Origin of the sequence: Streptomyces sp. NPDC006643, from assembly GCF_042870175.1 — a bacterium.
GTDB lineage: Bacteria > Actinomycetota > Actinomycetes > Streptomycetales > Streptomycetaceae > Streptomyces.
Genome location: NZ_JBIAHA010000034.1, coordinates 1 through 17,041, shown reverse-complemented (window position 1 = coordinate 17,041; position 17,041 = coordinate 1). Strand labels below are relative to the sequence as shown.

The window sequence follows — 17,041 nt, the reverse complement described above, 5'->3', positions numbered from 1 at the left end:
CCACCAGCCCCACCACCGGCCCCGACCTCGGCCCCCGCTCCGTCCCCGGCCCCCGCCCCGGCGACATTCCGTCGGCGTCCGGTGTACCGGCGGACCTGACCGAGGATCCGCTGTTCGGCCCGGGAGCGCAGTTCCACGCGTTGTTCAACGATCCGCGCTGGGCGCTCGCCATGATCCGGGCGACCGTGCTGGAAGCCGCGCACCCGCAGATCGGCGCCGCCCTCCTCGACAACTCGACGTTCGTGGCGCACCCGTGGCGGCGGCTGCGCAACACCTTCCAGAGCATGCAGCGCATGTTCTGCGCCGACGACGACGCCCGGCAGCGGGAAGCGGCCCGCCTGAACCGGATGCACGCGCGGCTGAACGGCACCGACGCCCGCAGCCGGCCGTACGACGCGATGGACCCCGGAGTGCGGGCCTGGGTGGTGGCGACCTTGTTCGAAAGCGCCGTGACCATGTGCCGCCTGGGTGGACAGCCGCTCGAACAGATCACGATGGAGAAGCTGTACGCCGAGTTCCAGGCCTTCCTCGCCACCATGGGCGACCAGGCCGGACACCTGCCGGCGAACCTGAACGACTTCTGGCCGTACTTCGACCGGATGGTCGAGGAGGAGCTGGAGAACACCGAAGCTCTGCGCATCATCCTGTACCGGCTCTTCGACCATCTCCCCGCGCCACCGGTACTGGACGGACTGCCGACGGTGTGGGCGGCCGGCCGCACACTGGCCGGGCCCGTCATCGGCGCCATCACCGTGGCCTCCCTTCCCGAGTCGTTCCGCCGGAAGGCGGGCCTGCCCGAGATTCCCGGGGCGCAGACCGTGATGCAGAGTGCCTATCTGGCCGCCGGCCTGGCACGTTTCCTGCCCGACAGCTGGATCCAGGCCGAAGGCGTCGCGGGCCTGCTCTTCCTCACACCCGACAGCGACGACCCCCGTGCGCGGAGCATCACCGCGGTGCACGAGGCGATGAAACGAGCCGGCGCCTTCATCAGGCTGGTCACCCCCCTTCCCGCACAGCCCGAACCCGCCCGGTCGCCCGCGCCGCAGCGCGGCGCCGAGGAGTTCTTCCACGCGGTGCTGGACCAGACCGGCGACGGCTATCTGGACTGGCCCGACCTCGCCGCCATGGCCAGGGAACTCGCCGGCCGCCTCGATCTGGACGAACCTCAGGAGACCCGTCTCTACAACGCCTTCGCCCACTGGTGGAAGGAACTCCAGGAGGCCCTCGACACCGACGGCGACGGCCGCGTCAGCGCCCAGGAGTACGCCGCCGCCGTCCCCTCCCTCGCCGGCCCGGCCCTCATCCGAGTCGCCGAAGTGCTCTTCGACGCCACCGACAAGGACGGCAACGAGACCATCGACGCGGACGAGTACCGGGCCCTGTTCCGCACCGGCTTCCACCGGGACATGGACAACCCCGAGGGGACGTATTCGCGCAGCGCGTTCCTGAACGACTTCCTCTCCTTCATGGCGGGCCGTCAGCGCTCAAGCGCGTACGACCCCCTGCTCACCGACGCGTAGATCTCACCTCTCTCGCGGCTGTCACTCGCGGCGTACGCAGCTCGTCGATCCACCCGTGTTCGACGAGCAGGTCGGCCTGAGCCTCTGCCAACTCCCCCACAACGGATGAGTGCTTGGCGTCGGCCATGGCGCGGTCGAGGACCCGGACGGCCTCGTCGGTACGGCCCTGCCCGGCCAGCAGCGCGGCGAGCTGTCGCGGTGCGCCCCCGCGGGTCCGCAGGACTCTGATCGCGTCCTCGGCGCGGCCCTGTTCGTCCAGGAGCCGGGCCACGTCGAGGGCGGCCGTGGAGGTCAACTCGTAGGGGTTGTGCCGCCTGGCCTCCAGGGCGACGAGGGCCTGATCGGCGCGCCCCTGTTCCACCAGCAGATCGATGAGCCGGTCGTGGGCGTACTGCTCGTGGGCATCGACGCACACCTGCAACGCGGCGATCGCCTGATCGAAGCGCCCCAGCCCGGCCAATGCGTGGGCCAGCAGAGGACCAGGGGCGCCGAGCGCCCGCAGTTCCTCGATCCGGCCCTGCTCGGCGAGGATGCCCGTCACCAGGGTGCGGGCGTAGGGACGTTGACTGTCACCCGCCATCGTCCGTACGTCCGCGACACGGCCCTGCACGAGGAGCAGATGCACCAGCAGGTGCCGTCCGGCGTAGTCGTTCGTCTCCGGGTGCGCCTGGAGGAAGGTGATGGCCTCGTCAACTCGGCCTTGCGCGCGGAGCAGTTCGATCAACTCAGCAAGGGCGGCCTTCTCCTGGGCCTCCAGGCGCACCTTCATCACGATGCCGGCCGTCGTATCGGCGAGTGTGTCGGCCAGCAGGAGTTCCAGACACGCGTTGTCGGTCCCGGCGATCGACCGCCAGCTCCTCGATCCGGCCCTGTGCGGCGTACAGCTCCGCCAGCCGTGCGCGGGCCAGTGCCGTACCGGTGAGGGCCGCCGACCGCAGCTCTTCGATCCGGCCCTCGTCGAGCAACTGCTGAACGTACCGGCGGGCGTACTGCTCGTATGGGTCCCGCCCCGCGGACTCATTGGAAGTCCTCGGGGGAGCCGGCCACCGGCGTCGAGGGGGATGCTCGATCCACCCCTACGTGCGGGCAATCGCGTGGTCGTTGGCGGGTGCGCAGGTCGAGAGCAACGCCCGTTCCATTCCAGTCAGATGCAGCACGTCCAGCTCATGGCCGTACGCCGACCAGGCGGCAGCCCCGTACAACCGCACCTCGCACGACGGCGAGGACCGCACACCCTCCGTCGCCGCCAGCGTGTCGAGCAGTTGGGCGGTGATGCGGTCGAGTGCCGGCCTGACCTCCTTGTCGAGGTCCGGTCGGTGAGTGGGCCGCTCGTCGGGATGTGCGTCCCAGCGTGCGTAGAGCCCGCGCTGGAAGACCTTGTTCGCCTCGATCTGGTCCCCGAACACGGCGACCACCGCGTCAGGATCCAGGCCGAGCCCGACGGCCCGGCTGGCGACGTCGTCGAGGATGTCCCGCTCCCGCGCCGGGTCGTCGATCGGCCGGTCCGTGCCGTACTTGGCGGCGGCCACCTTGTCGGCGACCAGCAGCCGCTCGGCGAACAGGTCCGTCAGCGCGGTGAGTCCGCGACCGGCGGAGAGCGCGGACCCCGCTGGCTGCGACTGGGCCACGGCGGGTACGGCTGCCGCACCGCAGAACAGCAGCGCCGCGGATGCGGCGACCAGCACGGAACGCGTACGTCGGATTCGCACGGGGAATGTCCTTCGGCTTCGGAGTTGGGGGTAGTTCAGTCTCCAAGGAGGGGGCACGCCTCAGCGCGGGACGCGCCCGGCCGCGGCGCGCTCGTGGGGCGGGCGTCGGCGCAAGTGGGTGCGCAGGCGGTGCGAGGTCGGTGAGCGCGGAGAGGGTCTCCTCGACGCCGGCGGTGCCGAAGAAATTGACGCCCTCGTCCGGTGCCCGGTGGCAGCGTCGTCCGGGCCGCCCGTGTGAGTGTTGCGGCCCGGACTGCACAGGGATGTCAGGTCAGTTGGTTCAGCCGTTGTACGGGGCGGTGACGTCCAGGACCCAGGTGACGCCGAAGCGGTCGGTGAGCATGCCGTACAGCGGCGCCCACTGGGCGGGCTCCAGCGGACTCACGACGGTCGAGCCCTCGGCGAGCTTTCCCCACAGGGCGCTGATCTCCTCGGCGTCGTCGCCACGCACGGAGACGAAGAACGAGTTGTCGCCCTGGTTCCAGGGAAGCTGCGAGGGCACGTCGTAGGCCATGACGTGGAAGCCGTTGTCGCCGGCCACCTCGCCCCACATGACCCAGTCCGCCTCGCTCTCGTTCCGCACGGCGCCCGCGTCCTTGTAGGTGACCGCGACAGTGCGTCCGCCGAAGACGGACTGGTAGAAGTCGAGCGCCTCACGTGCGGCGCCCCGGAAGTTCAGGTGAGTGGTGGTCGTGACGGACATGACTGCTCCTTGCCTCGATATGACAGATACGCGATGCCGGACATACGCCGTCGGCCCGTAGGCCTCGATGTGGGGCAACGGCCACCAGCGCCAGGGGCTCGTGCCTCCCGACCGGCTCGTACGCCACGATGCCGGAGGTAGAGGCCAGGTTGTGTCCGGTACTCCGCGGAGTACGGGCTTCAATGCCTGTGACCTAGCACGTACGGCACAAGCAGTCGGGCCGGCGCCTCCCCCTCTCATCTCTCCGAGCAGCTTGACTTTTGGTCATTGACCAATTTCACTGGATCGTGAAGTTGGTCAGTGACCAAAACTGAGGAGTGGTGAAAGATGCCCGGCATCAAGGCGCTGATCTCCGGCGCCGGTATCGCGGGCCCGGCGCTCGCGCACTGGTTGGCGCGGTACGGGGCGCAGGTCACGGTGGTCGAGTCCGCGCCGGCGCGCCGCACCGGCGGACAGCTGATCGACATCCGCGGCTGCGGACGTGACGTGATAGCCCGGGCGGGCCTGGCCGAGGCGGTCCGTGACGCCCGCACGGGCGCGGACGGGATGTCGTTCGTGGACGCGCGGGGGCGGCGGCAGGCATCGATGCGGGCAGAAGGCTTCGGCGGGGACGGGCCGGTGGCCGACACCGAGATCCTGCGGGGCGCGCTGGTGGAGATCCTCCACGAGGCGACCGCCGGCTCTGTCGAGTACGTCTTCGATGACCGTATCGACGCACTCGACGACCGCCACGACGGCGTGCACGTCACCTTCGAGAAGTCGGCACCGCGCCGATTCGACGTCGTGGTCGGGGCCGACGGGCTCCATTCGGGCGTGCGCGCCCTGGCGTTCGGCCCGGACGGCGCGCAGCTGCGCCACCTCGGCTACTACCTGTCGTTCTGGACCGCGCGGAACACGCTGGGGCTGCGCGACTGGACGGAGATGTACTCCGAACCGGGCCGCACCATCGGCGCCCGCGCCGTGAGCGGCAACACCCGGCTGATGACGGTCCTCGCCTTCCGGTCCGCCCCGTTCCGGTACGACCCTCGCGACACCGCCGCGCTGAAGACCGTCGTGCGCTCGCGCGCCGCCGGAATGCGCTGGCGCACCGACGAACTGGTCGACCAGTTGGAGGAGTCCGCCGACTTCTACTTCGACGCGTGCAGCCAAGTCGCCCTGCCGCACTGGTCGTCGGGCCGGATCGGGCTGGTGGGCGACGCGGCGTTCTGTGCCTCGCCGATGTCCGGGCACGGCACGACCATCGCGCTCGTCGGGGCCTACGTACTCGCCGGTGAGCTGGCCAGGGCGGATGGGGACGTCGCCGCCGGGCTGCGGGCGTACGAGGAGCGGATGCGGCCGTGGATCAGCCGCGTCCAGCGGTTCGGGCAGGGCAACGGCAGAACGATGGCTCCGCGGACGTCGGCCGGTATCGCGTTGCGGCGCGGCGTGGTGGCGCTTCAGGAGCGGCTGCCGATCGGCGATCTGCTGCTGCGCCACCAGATCCGGCTGTCGAGCGGCTTCGCGCTGCCCGACTACACCCCCTACGAGAGGACGCGGCCGTGATCGAACATGTCGACCCGCCGGCTCTGGCCCCTCCGGTCGGCGGCCTCTATCACCATCTGGCCATCGCCCGCTCGGGATTCGTCGTCGCGATCGCGGGACAGATCGCGCTGGACGCCGAAGGGCGGCTCGTCGGCGAAGGCGATCACGAGGCCCAGGCCGAGCAGGCGTTCCGCAACGTCGCCGACGCGCTGGCCGCGCTCGGCTGCGGCCCGCGCGATCTGTTGAAGAACACCATCCATGTGGTGGGGCACCGTCCCGAACTGGTCGAGCCGATCTTCGCGGCCGGCCGGCGGGCCTTCGGCGGGGACTGGCCCCGTACGGCGAGCACGCTCATCGGCGTCCAGGCGCTCGGCCGACCCGAATGGCTCGTCGAGGTCGACGGCCTGGCCGTCGTCCCCGGGCAATTGCCGCTCACCCAGCACGGTCGGGAAGCCCCGACCGGTACCGAGGAACACAGGAGCGCGACATGACCGCGAAGACATGGTTCATCACCGGCGCGTCCAAGGGGTTCGGCAGGCAGTGGGCCGAGGCGGCCCTGGAGCGGGGCGACCGGGTCGCCGCGACGAGCCGGACCGCCGGCGCGTTCGACGACCTGGTCAAGACGTATGGCGACAAGCTGCTGCCGATCCGGCTGGACGTCACCGACCGCGCGGCCGTCGACGCGGCGGTCCGTCAGGCCGCCGACCGCTTCGGCCGCCTCGATGTCGTGGTCAACAACGCCGGCTACGGCCTGTTCGGCATGGTCGAGGAGATCAGCGAGGAACAGGCCCGGGCGCAGATCGACGTGAATCTGCTCGGCCCGCTGTGGGTGACGCAGGCCGCGCTGCCGCATCTGCGCGGCCAGGGCGGCGGGCACATCATCCAGGTCTCCTCGATCGCGGGCGTCTTCTCGCTGCCGGGCCTCGGCGTCTACCACGCCTCGAAGTTCGGCCTGGAGGGATTCACCGCGAGTCTCGCCAAGGAGGTTGGGGACTTCGGCATCAAGGTCACCCTGGTCGAACCCGCCGGATACGCCACCGACTGGGCGGGACCGTCCGCCGTGCACGCCGAACGCCTGGCCGCCTACGACGGCCTCCGCACCGGTATGCAGCGGCCGACCGGAGTACGCGGTGAGCCGGCCGCCACCCGCGCGGCGATCCTCGCGGTCGTCGACGCCGACGAGCCACCGCTGCGGATCTTCTTCGGCAAAGAGCCGCTCGATGTGATCCGGGCGGAGTACGCGTCCCGTATCGAGGAGTGGGAACGTTGGGACGCGGTGTCCCGGGCGGCGTTCGGCGCCTGACGGGGAGCTGTCGGGGGACCTGACCAGGCGGCTGACGAGGGACGGAAGGATGGCCCTGAACAGCCCGGCTTGTAGCATGCCCAGGAAAACGCCGGTGGGTGTCGGGGAACGGAACGGGACACGAGGATGCGCTGGACGCTGAACGACGTGATCGAGGCAGCGTTCACCACGCTTGAGGCGGAAGGTCTCGACAGACTGACGCTGCGCGGCGTCGCCCGCACCCTCGGCTCCCACCTCAACTCGGTGAGCTCGTACGTGAAGACGAAGCAGACGCTCATCGAGACGATGGCCGACCACATCGTCGGCTCCGTCGACGTCGCCCACCTGCCGGACGAACCGGTCGAACGGGCCCGCGTGGTCGCCACCCGTTACCGGGACGCGCTGCTCGCACACCGCGACGGAGGCCGGCTGGTCGCGGGCACCTTCACCGGCACGGGCAAGACCCTGCGTGTGGCCGACCGCATCGTCGGCGCGCTGCTGGACGCCGGATACGACGAGGCGGACGCGGCCCGCCTGTGCTGGTCGATCGTCTACTTCACGCTCGGTCTGACCCAGGAACAGCAGACCCCGTCCGACAACCCCCGCGGCTCGTTCCACGAACTCGTCACGACCGGCAGCTACCCCGCGCTCGCACGGGTCGGCGAGCACCTCATGCTCACGGACTCCTTCGACGACCGGTTCCGCTACGGGCTGTCACGCTTGCTGCCCCCGGAAGCCTGAGCCCGCGAGCACTCGGCCCGCGACCAGTCAGCCCGCGAGCACTCGGCCGACGAGTCGCTGCGGCCAGCCCGTCAAGTGTCAGCCGGTGGACGTCAGTTGCGCCGTGATGTGGCTCGCCGTTTCCTTCAGACGGTCCGTCAGGTAGAAGTGGTCGCCGCCCCGCACCGTGTATACGTCGAGAGGCCCGGTGGTGTGCTCGCCCCACGCCTCGGCCTCCGCCGAGGTCACCCGTGGGTCCCGGTCGCCGATCAGTACCGTGATCGGGATTGTGAGCGGCGGCGTGTGCGGGGCCCAGCGATAGCGTTCGATGGCTTGGTAGTCGGCGCGGCATACCGGCAGGACCATGGCCAGTACGTCCGGGTCGGTGAGCAGCGTCGCCGCGGTGCCGCCCAGGGCCGTGATCTCGGCGACCAGTCCGGCGTCGTCGAGCAGGTGGACCCGTTCGTCGCGGTTCCGGGACGGGGCGCGGCGGGCCGAGGCGAAGAGGGCGACGGGCCGGGGAGCGCCCGCGGCCTGGAGTCGTGTGGCCACTTCGAAGGCGACGATGGCGCCCATGCTGTGGCCGAAGAACGCGTACGGGGTGTCGGTGAAGGGCAGGACCGCGGCGGTGACCTGGTCGGCGAGCGTTCGGATGTCTGTCAGCAGGGGCTCGTGCCTGCGGTCCTGACGTCCGGGGTACTGGACGGCCAACACCTCCGTGTCGGGGCGCAGTTGGGCGGCCAGTGGGTGAAAGAAGCTCGCGGCGCCGCCGGCGTGGGGAAAGCAGAACAGCCGTGTCGAGGCGTCAGGGGCGGGACTCGGACGCCGTATCCACAGATCACTGTCGACGGTCACTTTCGACATCATGGTCCCTTTCCTTGGATTCACTGAACGGTTTATCGGTGCTTTAGAGACGGCTTCGACAATCGATGCGATCTGGGCGACGCAGTTCCTGACGGAAAGGCAGATCTTTATGACTCGTATTCCCAATGTGGTCCTGCATGGCGGTCCCGCCATTCCGGATCGTGACCGTGTTCGGTACGTCGAGGACACCACTGAGCGGTTCAAGCTCTTCCGTGGCAATCGGTACGAGCACTTCGATCCCACCGGCGAGACTTCACTGCACCTCGGCGAGGAACTGCTGGTATTCACCTGGATCCAGTCCACATTCGTCGCGGAGTAAATACGGAACAGACTGGAACAGACACGGACCGGACGTGGACGGGACGTAGACGGGACGTAGACCGGACCGAAGAAGAACGGTAAGGGCCCGCAGACCCTTACCGTTCTTCTTCCGTCATGCGCGCGACAGCTTCCCGCGCAGCCGCAGCAGCCCGAGCAGCAGCCCGGTCACCGCCCGTTGTGGATTGCGGGCGCCGCTCATCCGCAGCAGGGAGTTCGGCACCCAGAGCCGGATCTCGTTGGCGTGGTTCGGTGAGCCGTGGACGTCGTCGTACTCGTTGAGCGAGAGATTCCGCACGTACTCCCTCAACTGTCGTATGTCTCCCGGCGGAATGATCTCGTCGCGTTTGCTCGCCGTGTAATACACCGGGAAGTCCAACGACTTCAGCAGTGCCGCGTCCAACGCCCAGTTGTGGAACAGGTCCGGCAGCGAGCCGACCGGCACACCGGTCAGATGGGCGAGCGTGTCCAGCGTCACCCGGGGCAGCCGCCCGAACCACTCCCGGTCCGTGAAGAAGTCACTGACCGGCGCGCCGATCGTCACCACCCCCCGGAGCCGGTCGTCCGCCGCGCCCCAGCGCAGCGCGAGATGCCCGCTGAAGCTCAGGCACGCCGCGTACGTACGCGACACGTCGGCGCGATCGGCCACGGCGTCGAGCACGGCCGGGAGCATCTCCCAGCTGTCACGCTCGTACAGCAGGGAGTTCTCCCCGACGCCGGGCATCTCGGTGACGACCACAGCCATGCCCAGCCGCTCGAACAGCGGGAGGACCGACGCCCACTGTTCCTTGATGCTGACGATCCCGCCCATGAGGATGACCAGCGGCTTCGGAGACGTACGGGACATTCCGCTCGCCCAGCAGCCGATACGCCCCTTGGGAAGCTCGATGTCGAGCCGCTCCACCTGCGGATACGCCTCCTGCCAACGGCCCAGGGAGTCAACGCAGTTGGTGAGTGCCTCCTGCCGGGCCGGCCCGTCCACGAAGGGGAAGCGGGCCATGTTGAAGCAGCGCGCCGCCTCCAGGTGCTCGCCGGCCGCGGCCAGCCCGGCTCCCGCCGCGGACCATTCGACGGCCCAGGAGCCGGGCTGCCCCTCGTCGTCGTGGCGGATCCGGTCGAGGACCGTGCGGTAGCGCTCTTCCGGCATCGCCTGGGCCTGTGCGTGCGCGACCACGAACTGCTTCAGCTCATCGATGTCATTCATCGCTCACCCTTCTCCCACTCGTGCCGCCGAGGCGGAGGCGGAGGCGGAGGAGGTGGTGGGAGTTGATGTGGACGTGGACGTGGACGTGGAGGTGAACGTGGATGTGGATGTGGGGGCGGTGGAAGTGAGGGAGGCGGTGGAAGGCGGGGCGAACGGAGACACGGACTCCAGCGCATCCTTCGTCTCCGTGAGTACGTCGGCCGCCTCCGCGCCGTCGATGACCCGGTGATCGAACGCCAGGCTCAGCCGCATCACGGGCGCGACGGTCACCTTCCCCTCCCGGACCACCGGACGGTCCAGGACACGGCCCACACCGAACGTCACGGCGGTGCCGCCCACCGACTGGAAACCGTCCACCGCCCGGTGCCCCAGCGACGTCACCGCGAAGGTGCCCATCCGGGCCTGGCGACTGCCCAGGGGCCGGGTGGCGCGGTGGAACAGGAATCTGGCCAGCCACGGCGGCAGCTTCTGTAGTTTCCGCAGCGCCTCGAACTCCGGCATCGTCTCCGCGTTCCCGTCCCGGAAGTGCTCGATCTGCCGCTGGATGTCGCCGAGTTCCGCCCGTTGGAGCGATGTCAGCACCGTGGACACCACGGCCCGCTGCCCCTCGATCGTCTTGTCGAAGGTGACCTTGCCGTTGACGTCTTCATACTCCGCGATCCGGGGCCTTGCCCGCCCGTGGATCGCCGCGTTGGCCTGCGGATGCCGGGCGAGCACCCTGGCGGCGGAGTGCAGGACGTAGCTGACGACGCCGTACCTGAGGCCCGCCTCCTTGGCGGCGCCACGGTGTTCGCGTACCCGCGTCATGTCCACCTCGGTGTCGAGGAAGACGGGCGCGAATCCGGCGATCTCCTCCAGGAAGTAGATCGTGTGCCTGCGCTGCCGCGCCAGGGGTTCGCCCTTCACGGGATCAGCCGCACAGCTTCAGGTCGAGGCTGACACGGGTGTCGTAGTTGGGCGGCGTCTGGAGCAGCGTCCACTTCAGGGTGCCTGTCTTGCCCGCGTACGCACCGGAGGTGCCCTTGACGTGGAAGGTCGCCTCGGCGCCCGCGAACATCTCGGTGCGGTTCACCAGGCCGACACCGGTCAGATTCCCGTCGGGGAGTTCCGCGGTGTGGTTGTACGTGGTGATGAGGTCACCGTCGGCCGCCCTCCTGACCGCGCTCACATAGCCGACGGCGTGCCCGACCTCTTTGTCGTTCTCGTCGAAGATGAGGTCGTCGTAAATGAGCGCTTCGCCGACCTTCTGCACCGGATAGGGATCGGCGGGGCCGATCCGGAAGTGCTGCATCGTCTCCTCGGTCCAGCCGTCCAGACTGGTCACACACTTCTTCTTCGAATGCGACCGCGCCTCGGCCGTGTCGCTGCCTTTGGACTCACTGGCGTACGTCGAACCGGAAAGGCCAATGGCGAGTCCGGTCACGACGGTGGCGGCCAGCGTGGCGCGTGCCCACGGCTTGTTCAGGGGGTGCGGCATTTTCTTCCTCTCGGCGGCGGCCGTGCGGGTGCGCGGCCTTGGTGGAATTCCTGGTCATGGTCAATCGGGCGGCTAAGCGTCCTCTAAAGCGTGCGGTCGCCGACCGCTTCCAGTTCGGAGCAGAGATGGCCGACGAGGGAGACCGGGGTGGGGTGGTCGAAGACGATGACCGGCGGGAGTTCGAGTCCGGTGACCGTGCAGAGCGTGTTGCGCAGTTCGAGTCCGGTGAAGGAGGAGAAGCCGAGTTCGAGGAACGAGAGGGAGTTGTCGATGTCGTCGGGCGAGGCGTGGCCGAGTACTTCGGCCGCGGCTGCGCACACGACGTCGAGCAGCAACCCCGACTGTTCCTCGGGGCTGAGGCCGGAGAGCCGGCGGCGCAGCTCGGCGGGGCCTCCGCCGTCCGTGTCCGCCGTCGTGCCGGACTGGCCCCGTTGGCCCGCGTGCTGCGTGCCATCCGTCAACAGCGGCCTGATCTCGGGGAGTTCGCTGAGCAGCGCGCCGTACGCGGACCGGGCCGCCGTACCGAGACCGGCGAAGACCTCCCAGTCCGCGTCGACCACGGCGAGGGACGGTCCGTCGCCACGGTCACCAGGGTCGCCAGGGTCGGCACCGTCACGACGGTCGGCACCGCTGATCCGTGGCAGCAGAGCCACGGCGCGGCCCGGTTCGACCGCGCGTAGTCCGGCGGCCTCGTTCGGTCCGGTGGAGCCGTTCTCGGCCACCGCAGCGGGGCCGAAGGACACGACGGTGGCCGGCAGACCTTCGGCCCGTCGGCGCAGTGCCAGTGACTCCAGGCAGGCGTGCGCGGCGGCCACGGTGGTGTGACCGGGGGTACCGACGGCCGCTTCGAAGGAGCTGAAGAGGAGGAATCCGTCGACGGTACGGTCCCGGGTCAGCTCGTCGAGCGCCCGCACGCCCGCGACGGTGTCGCCCACCGTCCGCGCGGCGGTGGCCGGATCGATGTCGGCGGCGCTGTCAGCGGGCCCGGCAGACCTGGCAGGCCCGGCAGGCTCAGCAGGCAGGCTGTGGAGCACGCGCAGCGGCTGCGTGTCGGGTATCGCGTCGAGTACGCCTGCCAGTTCTTGGCGGTCCGTCAGGTCGCACCCGACGATCTCGACGGTGGCCCCGAAGGCGGTGAGTTCGGCCTCCAGTACGCGCACCGCGTCGCCCGACCTGCCGTCGTCGGGCACGGCCAGTGTCAGCCGGTCGCAGCCCTCGTCGACGAACTGCCTTACCGCGTGGGCGACATACGGGGTGACGGGTCCGGCGACAAGCACCGCACCGGAGCGGCGGCCGGTGGTCGAAGTGGCCGACTCCTCGGTGGCCGGCCTCTCTCTAAGGGCCGCGCGTCGGAGGCGGAGAGCGTACGTCCCGGTCGCGCGCAAGGCGACCTGGCGCTCGGCCCGGTCCGTACGCGGCTGGGAAAGGACGCGTGCGAGCCGTTCGGCCGTGACTGTGTCGGAGGTACCGGGGGCGGGCGTGGCCGTGGTGGCGGTCCCCGTGGTGACGGTGCCGAATCCGGTGGGCAGATCGACCAGGCCGCCCCAGCGGGCGGGATATTCGGCGGCGAGGGACCGGCCGAGGCCCCACAGCGACGCTTGTCCGACGGCGGGCCCGCCGGCCGGTCCGCTTTCGGGGCCGTCGGCGTCGTCGGAGCCGGGGGCTACCGCGTCCTGGGTCAGGCACCACAACGGCGCCTCGATGCCGCAGTCAGCGAGGGCCTGCGCCAGCGCGAGTGTCAGGGCGAACGACGCGAACGGGGCGAACGGGGCGTCCGTGCCGGAGGCCGGCGCGGTATCGGCCAAGGAGAGCAGGGAGAGCACCCCGGCGACGGACCGCCCGTCGGCACCTGCGGATCTGATCCGTTCCAGCATGGCGTCCCGGTCGGCGTCCGCCACCCCGCCCGTCCCGTCCACTCCGTCCGTCCCGCCCGTCCCGTCCGTCCCGACGGGCACTTCCAGCACGGTGGCTCCGTACCGGGTCAGCATCTGCCGGACGGCGTCGACGGCGGGCTCGCCGGTGCGCCCGGCGGGTACGACGAGCAGCCATTCACCGGTGAGCGACGGCTCGCCCCGGCCCGCGGGCAGCCGCTTCCAGCCGAAGCGATGCCCCCACAGGCTCTGCCGGCGCCAGCCGTCGAGCGCGGGGAGGACGGCGCGCAGCGCCTTCATCTGCTCGTTGTCGAGGCGCAGTTCGCTGGCCAGGGCGGCGAGGTCGCCGTCGCCGACCGCCGCCCAGAATCCGCGCTCCTGCGCGGACGGAGCCGTACCGGACACCTCGCCTGCTGCGTGGCCCGGGAGCGCCCGGGACGCGGGACCGTCCGTGTCGAGCCAGTAGCGGCGGCGCTGGAAGGCGTACGTCGGCAGGTCGACGGGCCGCTGTCGCGCGCCGCGCTCGGTCAGCAGGCTCGCCCAGTCGACCGTGGCGCCGGACACCCAGAGCTGCGCGAGGGCGGCGGCGAAGGTGCGTTCCTCGGAGCGGTCGCCACGGCATGCGGGCACCAGCACGGCAGGCTCGGTGGTCAGGCATTCCCGGGCCATGCCGCTCAGTACGCCGTCGGGGCCGATCTCCACGAACCGGGTGACGCCGGCGTCTTCGAGGCTGCGGATCCCGTCGTGGAAGCGTACGGCGCCTCGGATGTGGTCGGCCCAGTAGTCGGGGGACGCCAGTTGCCCTGCGGTGGCCCGCTCGCCGGTGACGTTGGAGATGAGCGGGATCGCCGGTGCCGCGTAGCGGAGAGCGGCGGCGGCCTCCCGGAACTCGGCGAGCACGCTGTCCATGTGCGGTGAGTGGAAGGCGTGGCTGGTGCGCAGCCGCTTGGTCTTGATTCCGTCGGCGCGCCAAGTCCCGGCGACGGCCCGTACGGCGTCGGCGTCTCCCGAGATGACCGTGGAGGAAGGGCCGTTGACGGCGGCGACCGACACCCGGCCCGCGTACTCGGCGAGGGTCTTCTGGACGTCGGCCTCGGGGGCTCGTACGGAGACCATGGAGCCGTCGCTGTCGGCGGACTGCATGAGCCGTCCACGGGCGGCGACCAGGGCGCAGGCGTCGGGGAGCGGGAGGACGCCCGCGGCGTGGGCGGCGGCCAGTTCCCCGATGGAGTGCCCGAGGACGAAGTCCGGTCGTAGGCCGAAGGATTCCATCAGCCGGAACAGCGCGGTCTCGACGGCGAAGAGCGCGGGCTGCGCGTAGCGGGTCTGATCGAGGAGGGCGCCGTCCTCGGAGCGCGCGCCGGCGAACACGACGTCGCGCAGCGGGCGGTCGAGTTGAGTGTCGAAGTGGGCGCAGGCGGCGTCGAACGCCTCGGCGTACGCGGGGAAGGTCTCGTACAGTCCCCGTCCCATGCCGAGTCGCTGGCTGCCCTGACCGGTGAACAGGAACGCGGTTCTGCCGCCGGTGGAGGCACCGGCGCCGGCTTGGACGATGTCCGGTGAGGAGCCGCCCTGGGCCAGACTCCGCAGGCTGCGCAGGAATCCGGCGCGGTCGTCGTCCAGGACGACGACGCGGTGCGTGAAGGCGGTACGGGTGGTGGCGAGGGCGTGGCCGATGTCGGCAGGGCTCTCGTCGGTGAGCGCGCCGGAATCGCCGGTCAGTACGTCGTGCAGGCGCGCGGCCTGGGCCCGCAGGGCAGCCGGGGACTTGGCGGACAGCAGCCAGGGGACGGTGCCGGAGTCCGCGTCGGAGTTCGCATCGGAGTCCGCCTCAGGGTCCACGTCCGGGTCCACGTCGAGGTCCGCGTCGGAGTCGGCCTCAGGGTCCACGTCCGGGTCCGCGTCGAGGTCCGCGTCGGAGTCGGCCTCGGCGGTGCCTTGTGTGGCCGGTACGTCCTCGATGATGACGTGGGCGTTGGTGCCGCTGATACCGAACGAGGAGACGCCGGCCCGGCGCGGATGCTGGTCGTCGGTCCAGGGACGGTGCTCGGTCAGGAGTTCCACGGCCCCGGCGGACCAGTCGACCATCGGTGTCGGCCGGTCGATGTGCAGGGATTTCGGGAGTGTGCCCGCCCGCATGGCCATGACCATCTTGATGATGCCGGCAACGCCGGCGGCGGCCTGGGTGTGGCCGATGTTCGACTTGACCGATCCGAGGTGGAGGGGCCGGCCGGGCAGGCGATGCTTGCCGTAGGCGGTGAGGAGGGCCTGGGCTTCGATGGGGTCGCCGAGGGTGGTGCCGGTGCCGTGAGCTTCGACGACGTCGACGTCGGCGGGGGTGAGGCCGGCGTCGGCGAGGGCCTGGCGGATGACACGTTCCTGGGAAGGGCCGTTGGGCGCGGTGAGGCCGTTGCTCGCGCCGTCCTGATTGACGGCCGAGCCGGCGACGACGGCGAGGATCCGGTGCCCGTTGCGCTCGGCGTCGGAGAGCCGCTCCAGTACGAGGAGGCCCGCACCCTCGGCGAAGCCGGTGCCGTTCGACTGGGCGGCGAAGGGCTTGCAGCGGCCGTCGGCGGAGAGTCCGCGCTGGCGGCTGAACTCGATGAAGAGGGCGGGGCTGGCCATGATGGTCACTCCCCCGGCCAGCGCGAGGTCGCAGTCGCCCTTGCGCAGGGCCTGCGCGGCGAGATGCAGGGCGACGAGCGAGGACGAGCAGGCGGTGTCGACGGACACGGCCGGGCCTTCCAGGCCCATGGTGTACGCGATACGTCCCGACGCGACGCTGTTCGTACTGGCGCTCCCCATGAACGCCTCGAATTCCGCCGGGAGTTGGGCGAGCCGGCCGACGTAGTCGCCGTAGGCGACGCCCGCGTAGACACCGGTGCGGGTGCCGCGCAGCGAGTCGGGGGCGATGCCGGCGCGCTCGACGGCCTCCCACGCGGTCTCCAGCAGCAGCCGCTGCTGCGGATCGGTCGCGATGGCCTCGCGGGGGCTGATACCGAAGAAGGAGGCGTCGAAGTCGCCGGCGTCGTACAGGAAGCCGCCTTCGGCGACGTAGGAGGTACCGGTCTGCTCCGGGTCCTGGTGGTAGAGGCCGTCCAGATCCCAGCCCCGGTCCTCGGGGAACGCCGCGATGGCGTCCTCGCCCTGCTCGACGAGCCGCCACAGGTCTTCGGGCGAGGTCACCCCGCCCGGATAGCGACAGGCCATGCCCACGATGGCGACCGGTTCGTCCTGCGCCGACTCGGCGTCCGCGAGCTGCTGCTTCGTCTGCTTCAGCTCGGCCGTGACCCATTTCAGGTATTCGACGAGTTTGGCGTCTTCCGCTTCCGACATCTGATGACCCCCTTCAGGAGCTGCGGTGTTCGTGGACCTCTGGTGACTGGTACGGGCGCCGGCACGGGCGCTCGTACGGGGATGGGCACGGGCGCTCGTACGGGCGTCGGTACGGCGGGGTCACTTGGCCCCACGGCCCAGCTCGTTGTCGATGAACTGGAGAAGTTCGGCGGCGCTCACATCCGCGAAGTCCTCCTTCGACTCCTTCTCCTGCGCCGCCTTGCGCTGTGCGCCGGCCCGTGATCGAGCCTGGGCCTTGGCGGCGGGGCTGTCCTCGTCGTCCGGGGACCAGCGCCTGAGCATGGACTTCAGATGGCCGGCGATGCTGATGCGCGCGTCCTCGTCCTCGACGAGTGCGGTGAACTGGGTTTCCAGGCTCTGGAGTTCGGCGAGCATCGCGGCTGTGGTGTCCGCCGCTTCGGGTGTGAGTTGGGTGTGGATGTGGTCGGCGAGGGCGGTCGGGGTGGGGTGGTCGAAGATCAGCGTCGCGGGTAGCCGCAGCCCGGACTCGGCGTT

General features: G+C 70.3%; 14 protein-coding genes and 1 pseudogene. 6 read left to right on the top strand and 9 right to left on the bottom strand.

Annotated features, from left to right (window positions below; translation table 11 throughout):
* The first annotated feature begins 65 nt into the window (after positions 1 to 65).
* On the top strand, positions 66 to 1,520 hold the full coding sequence (locus ACFYNU_RS34720) for an oxygenase MpaB family protein (protein ID WP_388768396.1): 1,455 nt from the start codon (positions 66 to 68) through the stop codon (positions 1,518 to 1,520).
* Here the strand turns inward: ACFYNU_RS34720 and ACFYNU_RS34715 are convergent.
* From ACFYNU_RS34715 to ACFYNU_RS34705, 3 genes are all read right to left on the bottom strand, one after another.
* On the bottom strand, positions 1,507 to 2,541 hold the full coding sequence (locus ACFYNU_RS34715; protein WP_356596481.1) for a tetratricopeptide repeat protein: 1,035 nt from the start codon (positions 2,539 to 2,541) through the stop codon (positions 1,507 to 1,509). The genes ACFYNU_RS34720 and ACFYNU_RS34715 overlap by 14 nt on opposite strands.
* Before the next feature lie 55 nt (positions 2,542 to 2,596).
* Positions 2,597 to 3,229: a gamma subclass chorismate mutase AroQ gene (gene aroQ / locus ACFYNU_RS34710; RefSeq protein WP_356596479.1), complete on the bottom strand. Its 633-nt coding sequence runs from the start codon at positions 3,227 to 3,229 to the stop codon at positions 2,597 to 2,599.
* Positions 3,230 to 3,509: 280 nt separating this feature from the next.
* Complete coding sequence (locus ACFYNU_RS34705; protein ID WP_356596477.1) at positions 3,510 to 3,932, bottom strand: VOC family protein; 423 nt, start codon at positions 3,930 to 3,932, stop codon at positions 3,510 to 3,512.
* 327 nt (positions 3,933 to 4,259) lie between these two features.
* Here ACFYNU_RS34705 and ACFYNU_RS34700 point away from each other — a divergent pair, with 327 nt between their 5' ends.
* The 4 genes from ACFYNU_RS34700 (at position 4,260) to ACFYNU_RS34685 (ending at position 7,476) form a co-directional block, all read left to right on the top strand.
* Positions 4,260 to 5,474 carry an FAD-dependent monooxygenase gene (locus tag ACFYNU_RS34700; RefSeq protein WP_356596475.1) on the top strand — a complete coding sequence of 405 codons (1,215 nt, stop codon included), beginning with the start codon at positions 4,260 to 4,262 and terminating at the stop codon, positions 5,472 to 5,474.
* Positions 5,471 to 5,944 (top strand): RidA family protein, encoded by a 474-nt coding sequence (locus tag ACFYNU_RS34695; RefSeq protein ID WP_356596473.1) that lies wholly within the window; start codon positions 5,471 to 5,473, stop codon positions 5,942 to 5,944. The genes ACFYNU_RS34700 and ACFYNU_RS34695 overlap by 4 nt, the downstream gene beginning before the upstream one ends.
* Positions 5,941 to 6,756 carry an SDR family oxidoreductase gene (locus ACFYNU_RS34690; RefSeq protein ID WP_356596471.1) on the top strand — a complete coding sequence of 272 codons (816 nt, stop codon included), beginning with the start codon at positions 5,941 to 5,943 and terminating at the stop codon, positions 6,754 to 6,756. Before ACFYNU_RS34695 ends, ACFYNU_RS34690 begins: the two co-directional genes overlap by 4 nt.
* A 147-nt stretch (positions 6,757 to 6,903) precedes the next feature.
* Positions 6,904 to 7,476, top strand: a complete 573-nt coding sequence (locus tag ACFYNU_RS34685) for a TetR/AcrR family transcriptional regulator C-terminal domain-containing protein (protein WP_356596469.1) — start codon at positions 6,904 to 6,906, stop codon at positions 7,474 to 7,476.
* A 78-nt stretch (positions 7,477 to 7,554) separates the two neighbouring features.
* Here the strand turns inward: ACFYNU_RS34685 and ACFYNU_RS34680 are convergent, their stop codons facing one another.
* Complete coding sequence (locus ACFYNU_RS34680; RefSeq protein ID WP_356596467.1) at positions 7,555 to 8,322, bottom strand: alpha/beta fold hydrolase; 768 nt, start codon at positions 8,320 to 8,322, stop codon at positions 7,555 to 7,557.
* Between ACFYNU_RS34680 and ACFYNU_RS34675 the strand changes: the two genes are divergently transcribed.
* On the top strand, positions 8,321 to 8,638 hold the full coding sequence (locus tag ACFYNU_RS34675) for a DUF5988 family protein (protein ID WP_356596465.1): 318 nt from the start codon (positions 8,321 to 8,323) through the stop codon (positions 8,636 to 8,638). The two genes, ACFYNU_RS34680 and ACFYNU_RS34675, sit on opposite strands and share 2 nt — an antisense overlap.
* Positions 8,639 to 8,752: 114 nt before the next feature.
* Here ACFYNU_RS34675 and ACFYNU_RS34670 read toward each other — a convergent pair whose 3' ends face one another.
* From ACFYNU_RS34670 to ACFYNU_RS34650, 5 genes and pseudogenes are all read right to left on the bottom strand, one after another.
* Positions 8,753 to 9,841 (bottom strand): alpha/beta hydrolase, encoded by a 1,089-nt coding sequence (locus tag ACFYNU_RS34670; protein WP_356596464.1) that lies wholly within the window; start codon positions 9,839 to 9,841, stop codon positions 8,753 to 8,755.
* A gap of 3 nt (positions 9,842 to 9,844) precedes the next feature.
* The gene (locus ACFYNU_RS34665) at positions 9,845 to 10,747 is read right to left on the bottom strand and encodes a 2-oxo acid dehydrogenase subunit E2 (RefSeq protein ID WP_356596462.1); all 903 of its coding nucleotides are present in this window, start codon (positions 10,745 to 10,747) and stop codon (positions 9,845 to 9,847) included.
* A 4-nt stretch (positions 10,748 to 10,751) separates the two neighbouring features.
* Positions 10,752 to 11,318: a hypothetical protein gene (locus ACFYNU_RS34660; protein WP_356596460.1), complete on the bottom strand. Its 567-nt coding sequence runs from the start codon at positions 11,316 to 11,318 to the stop codon at positions 10,752 to 10,754.
* 83 nt (positions 11,319 to 11,401) lie between these two features.
* Positions 11,402 to 16,474 (bottom strand): annotated as a pseudogene (locus ACFYNU_RS34655) (type I polyketide synthase); the annotation flags it as partial.
* Positions 16,475 to 16,645: 171 nt separating this feature from the next.
* Positions 16,646 to 17,041: acyl carrier protein (locus tag ACFYNU_RS34650; RefSeq protein WP_356596456.1), on the bottom strand; the 396-nt coding region annotated here is incomplete at its 5' end.

Excerpts from the sequence above, each read along its gene's own strand:
- ACFYNU_RS34660 (WP_356596460.1), bottom strand. The coding sequence starts at position 11,318 with ATGCCGCACCCCCTGAACAAGCCGTGGGCACGCGCCACGCTGGCCGCC.
- ACFYNU_RS34705 (WP_356596477.1), bottom strand. The coding sequence starts at position 3,932 with ATGTCCGTCACGACCACCACTCACCTGAACTTCCGGGGCGCCGCACGT.
- ACFYNU_RS34690 (WP_356596471.1), top strand. The coding sequence starts at position 5,941 with ATGACCGCGAAGACATGGTTCATCACCGGCGCGTCCAAGGGGTTCGGC.
- ACFYNU_RS34675 (WP_356596465.1), top strand. The coding sequence starts at position 8,321 with ATGGTCCCTTTCCTTGGATTCACTGAACGGTTTATCGGTGCTTTAGAG.
- ACFYNU_RS34670 (WP_356596464.1), bottom strand. The coding sequence starts at position 9,841 with ATGAATGACATCGATGAGCTGAAGCAGTTCGTGGTCGCGCACGCACAG.
- ACFYNU_RS34715 (WP_356596481.1), bottom strand. The coding sequence starts at position 2,541 with ATGAGTCCGCGGGGCGGGACCCATACGAGCAGTACGCCCGCCGGTACG.
- ACFYNU_RS34680 (WP_356596467.1), bottom strand. The coding sequence starts at position 8,322 with ATGATGTCGAAAGTGACCGTCGACAGTGATCTGTGGATACGGCGTCCG.
- ACFYNU_RS34700 (WP_356596475.1), top strand. The coding sequence starts at position 4,260 with ATGCCCGGCATCAAGGCGCTGATCTCCGGCGCCGGTATCGCGGGCCCG.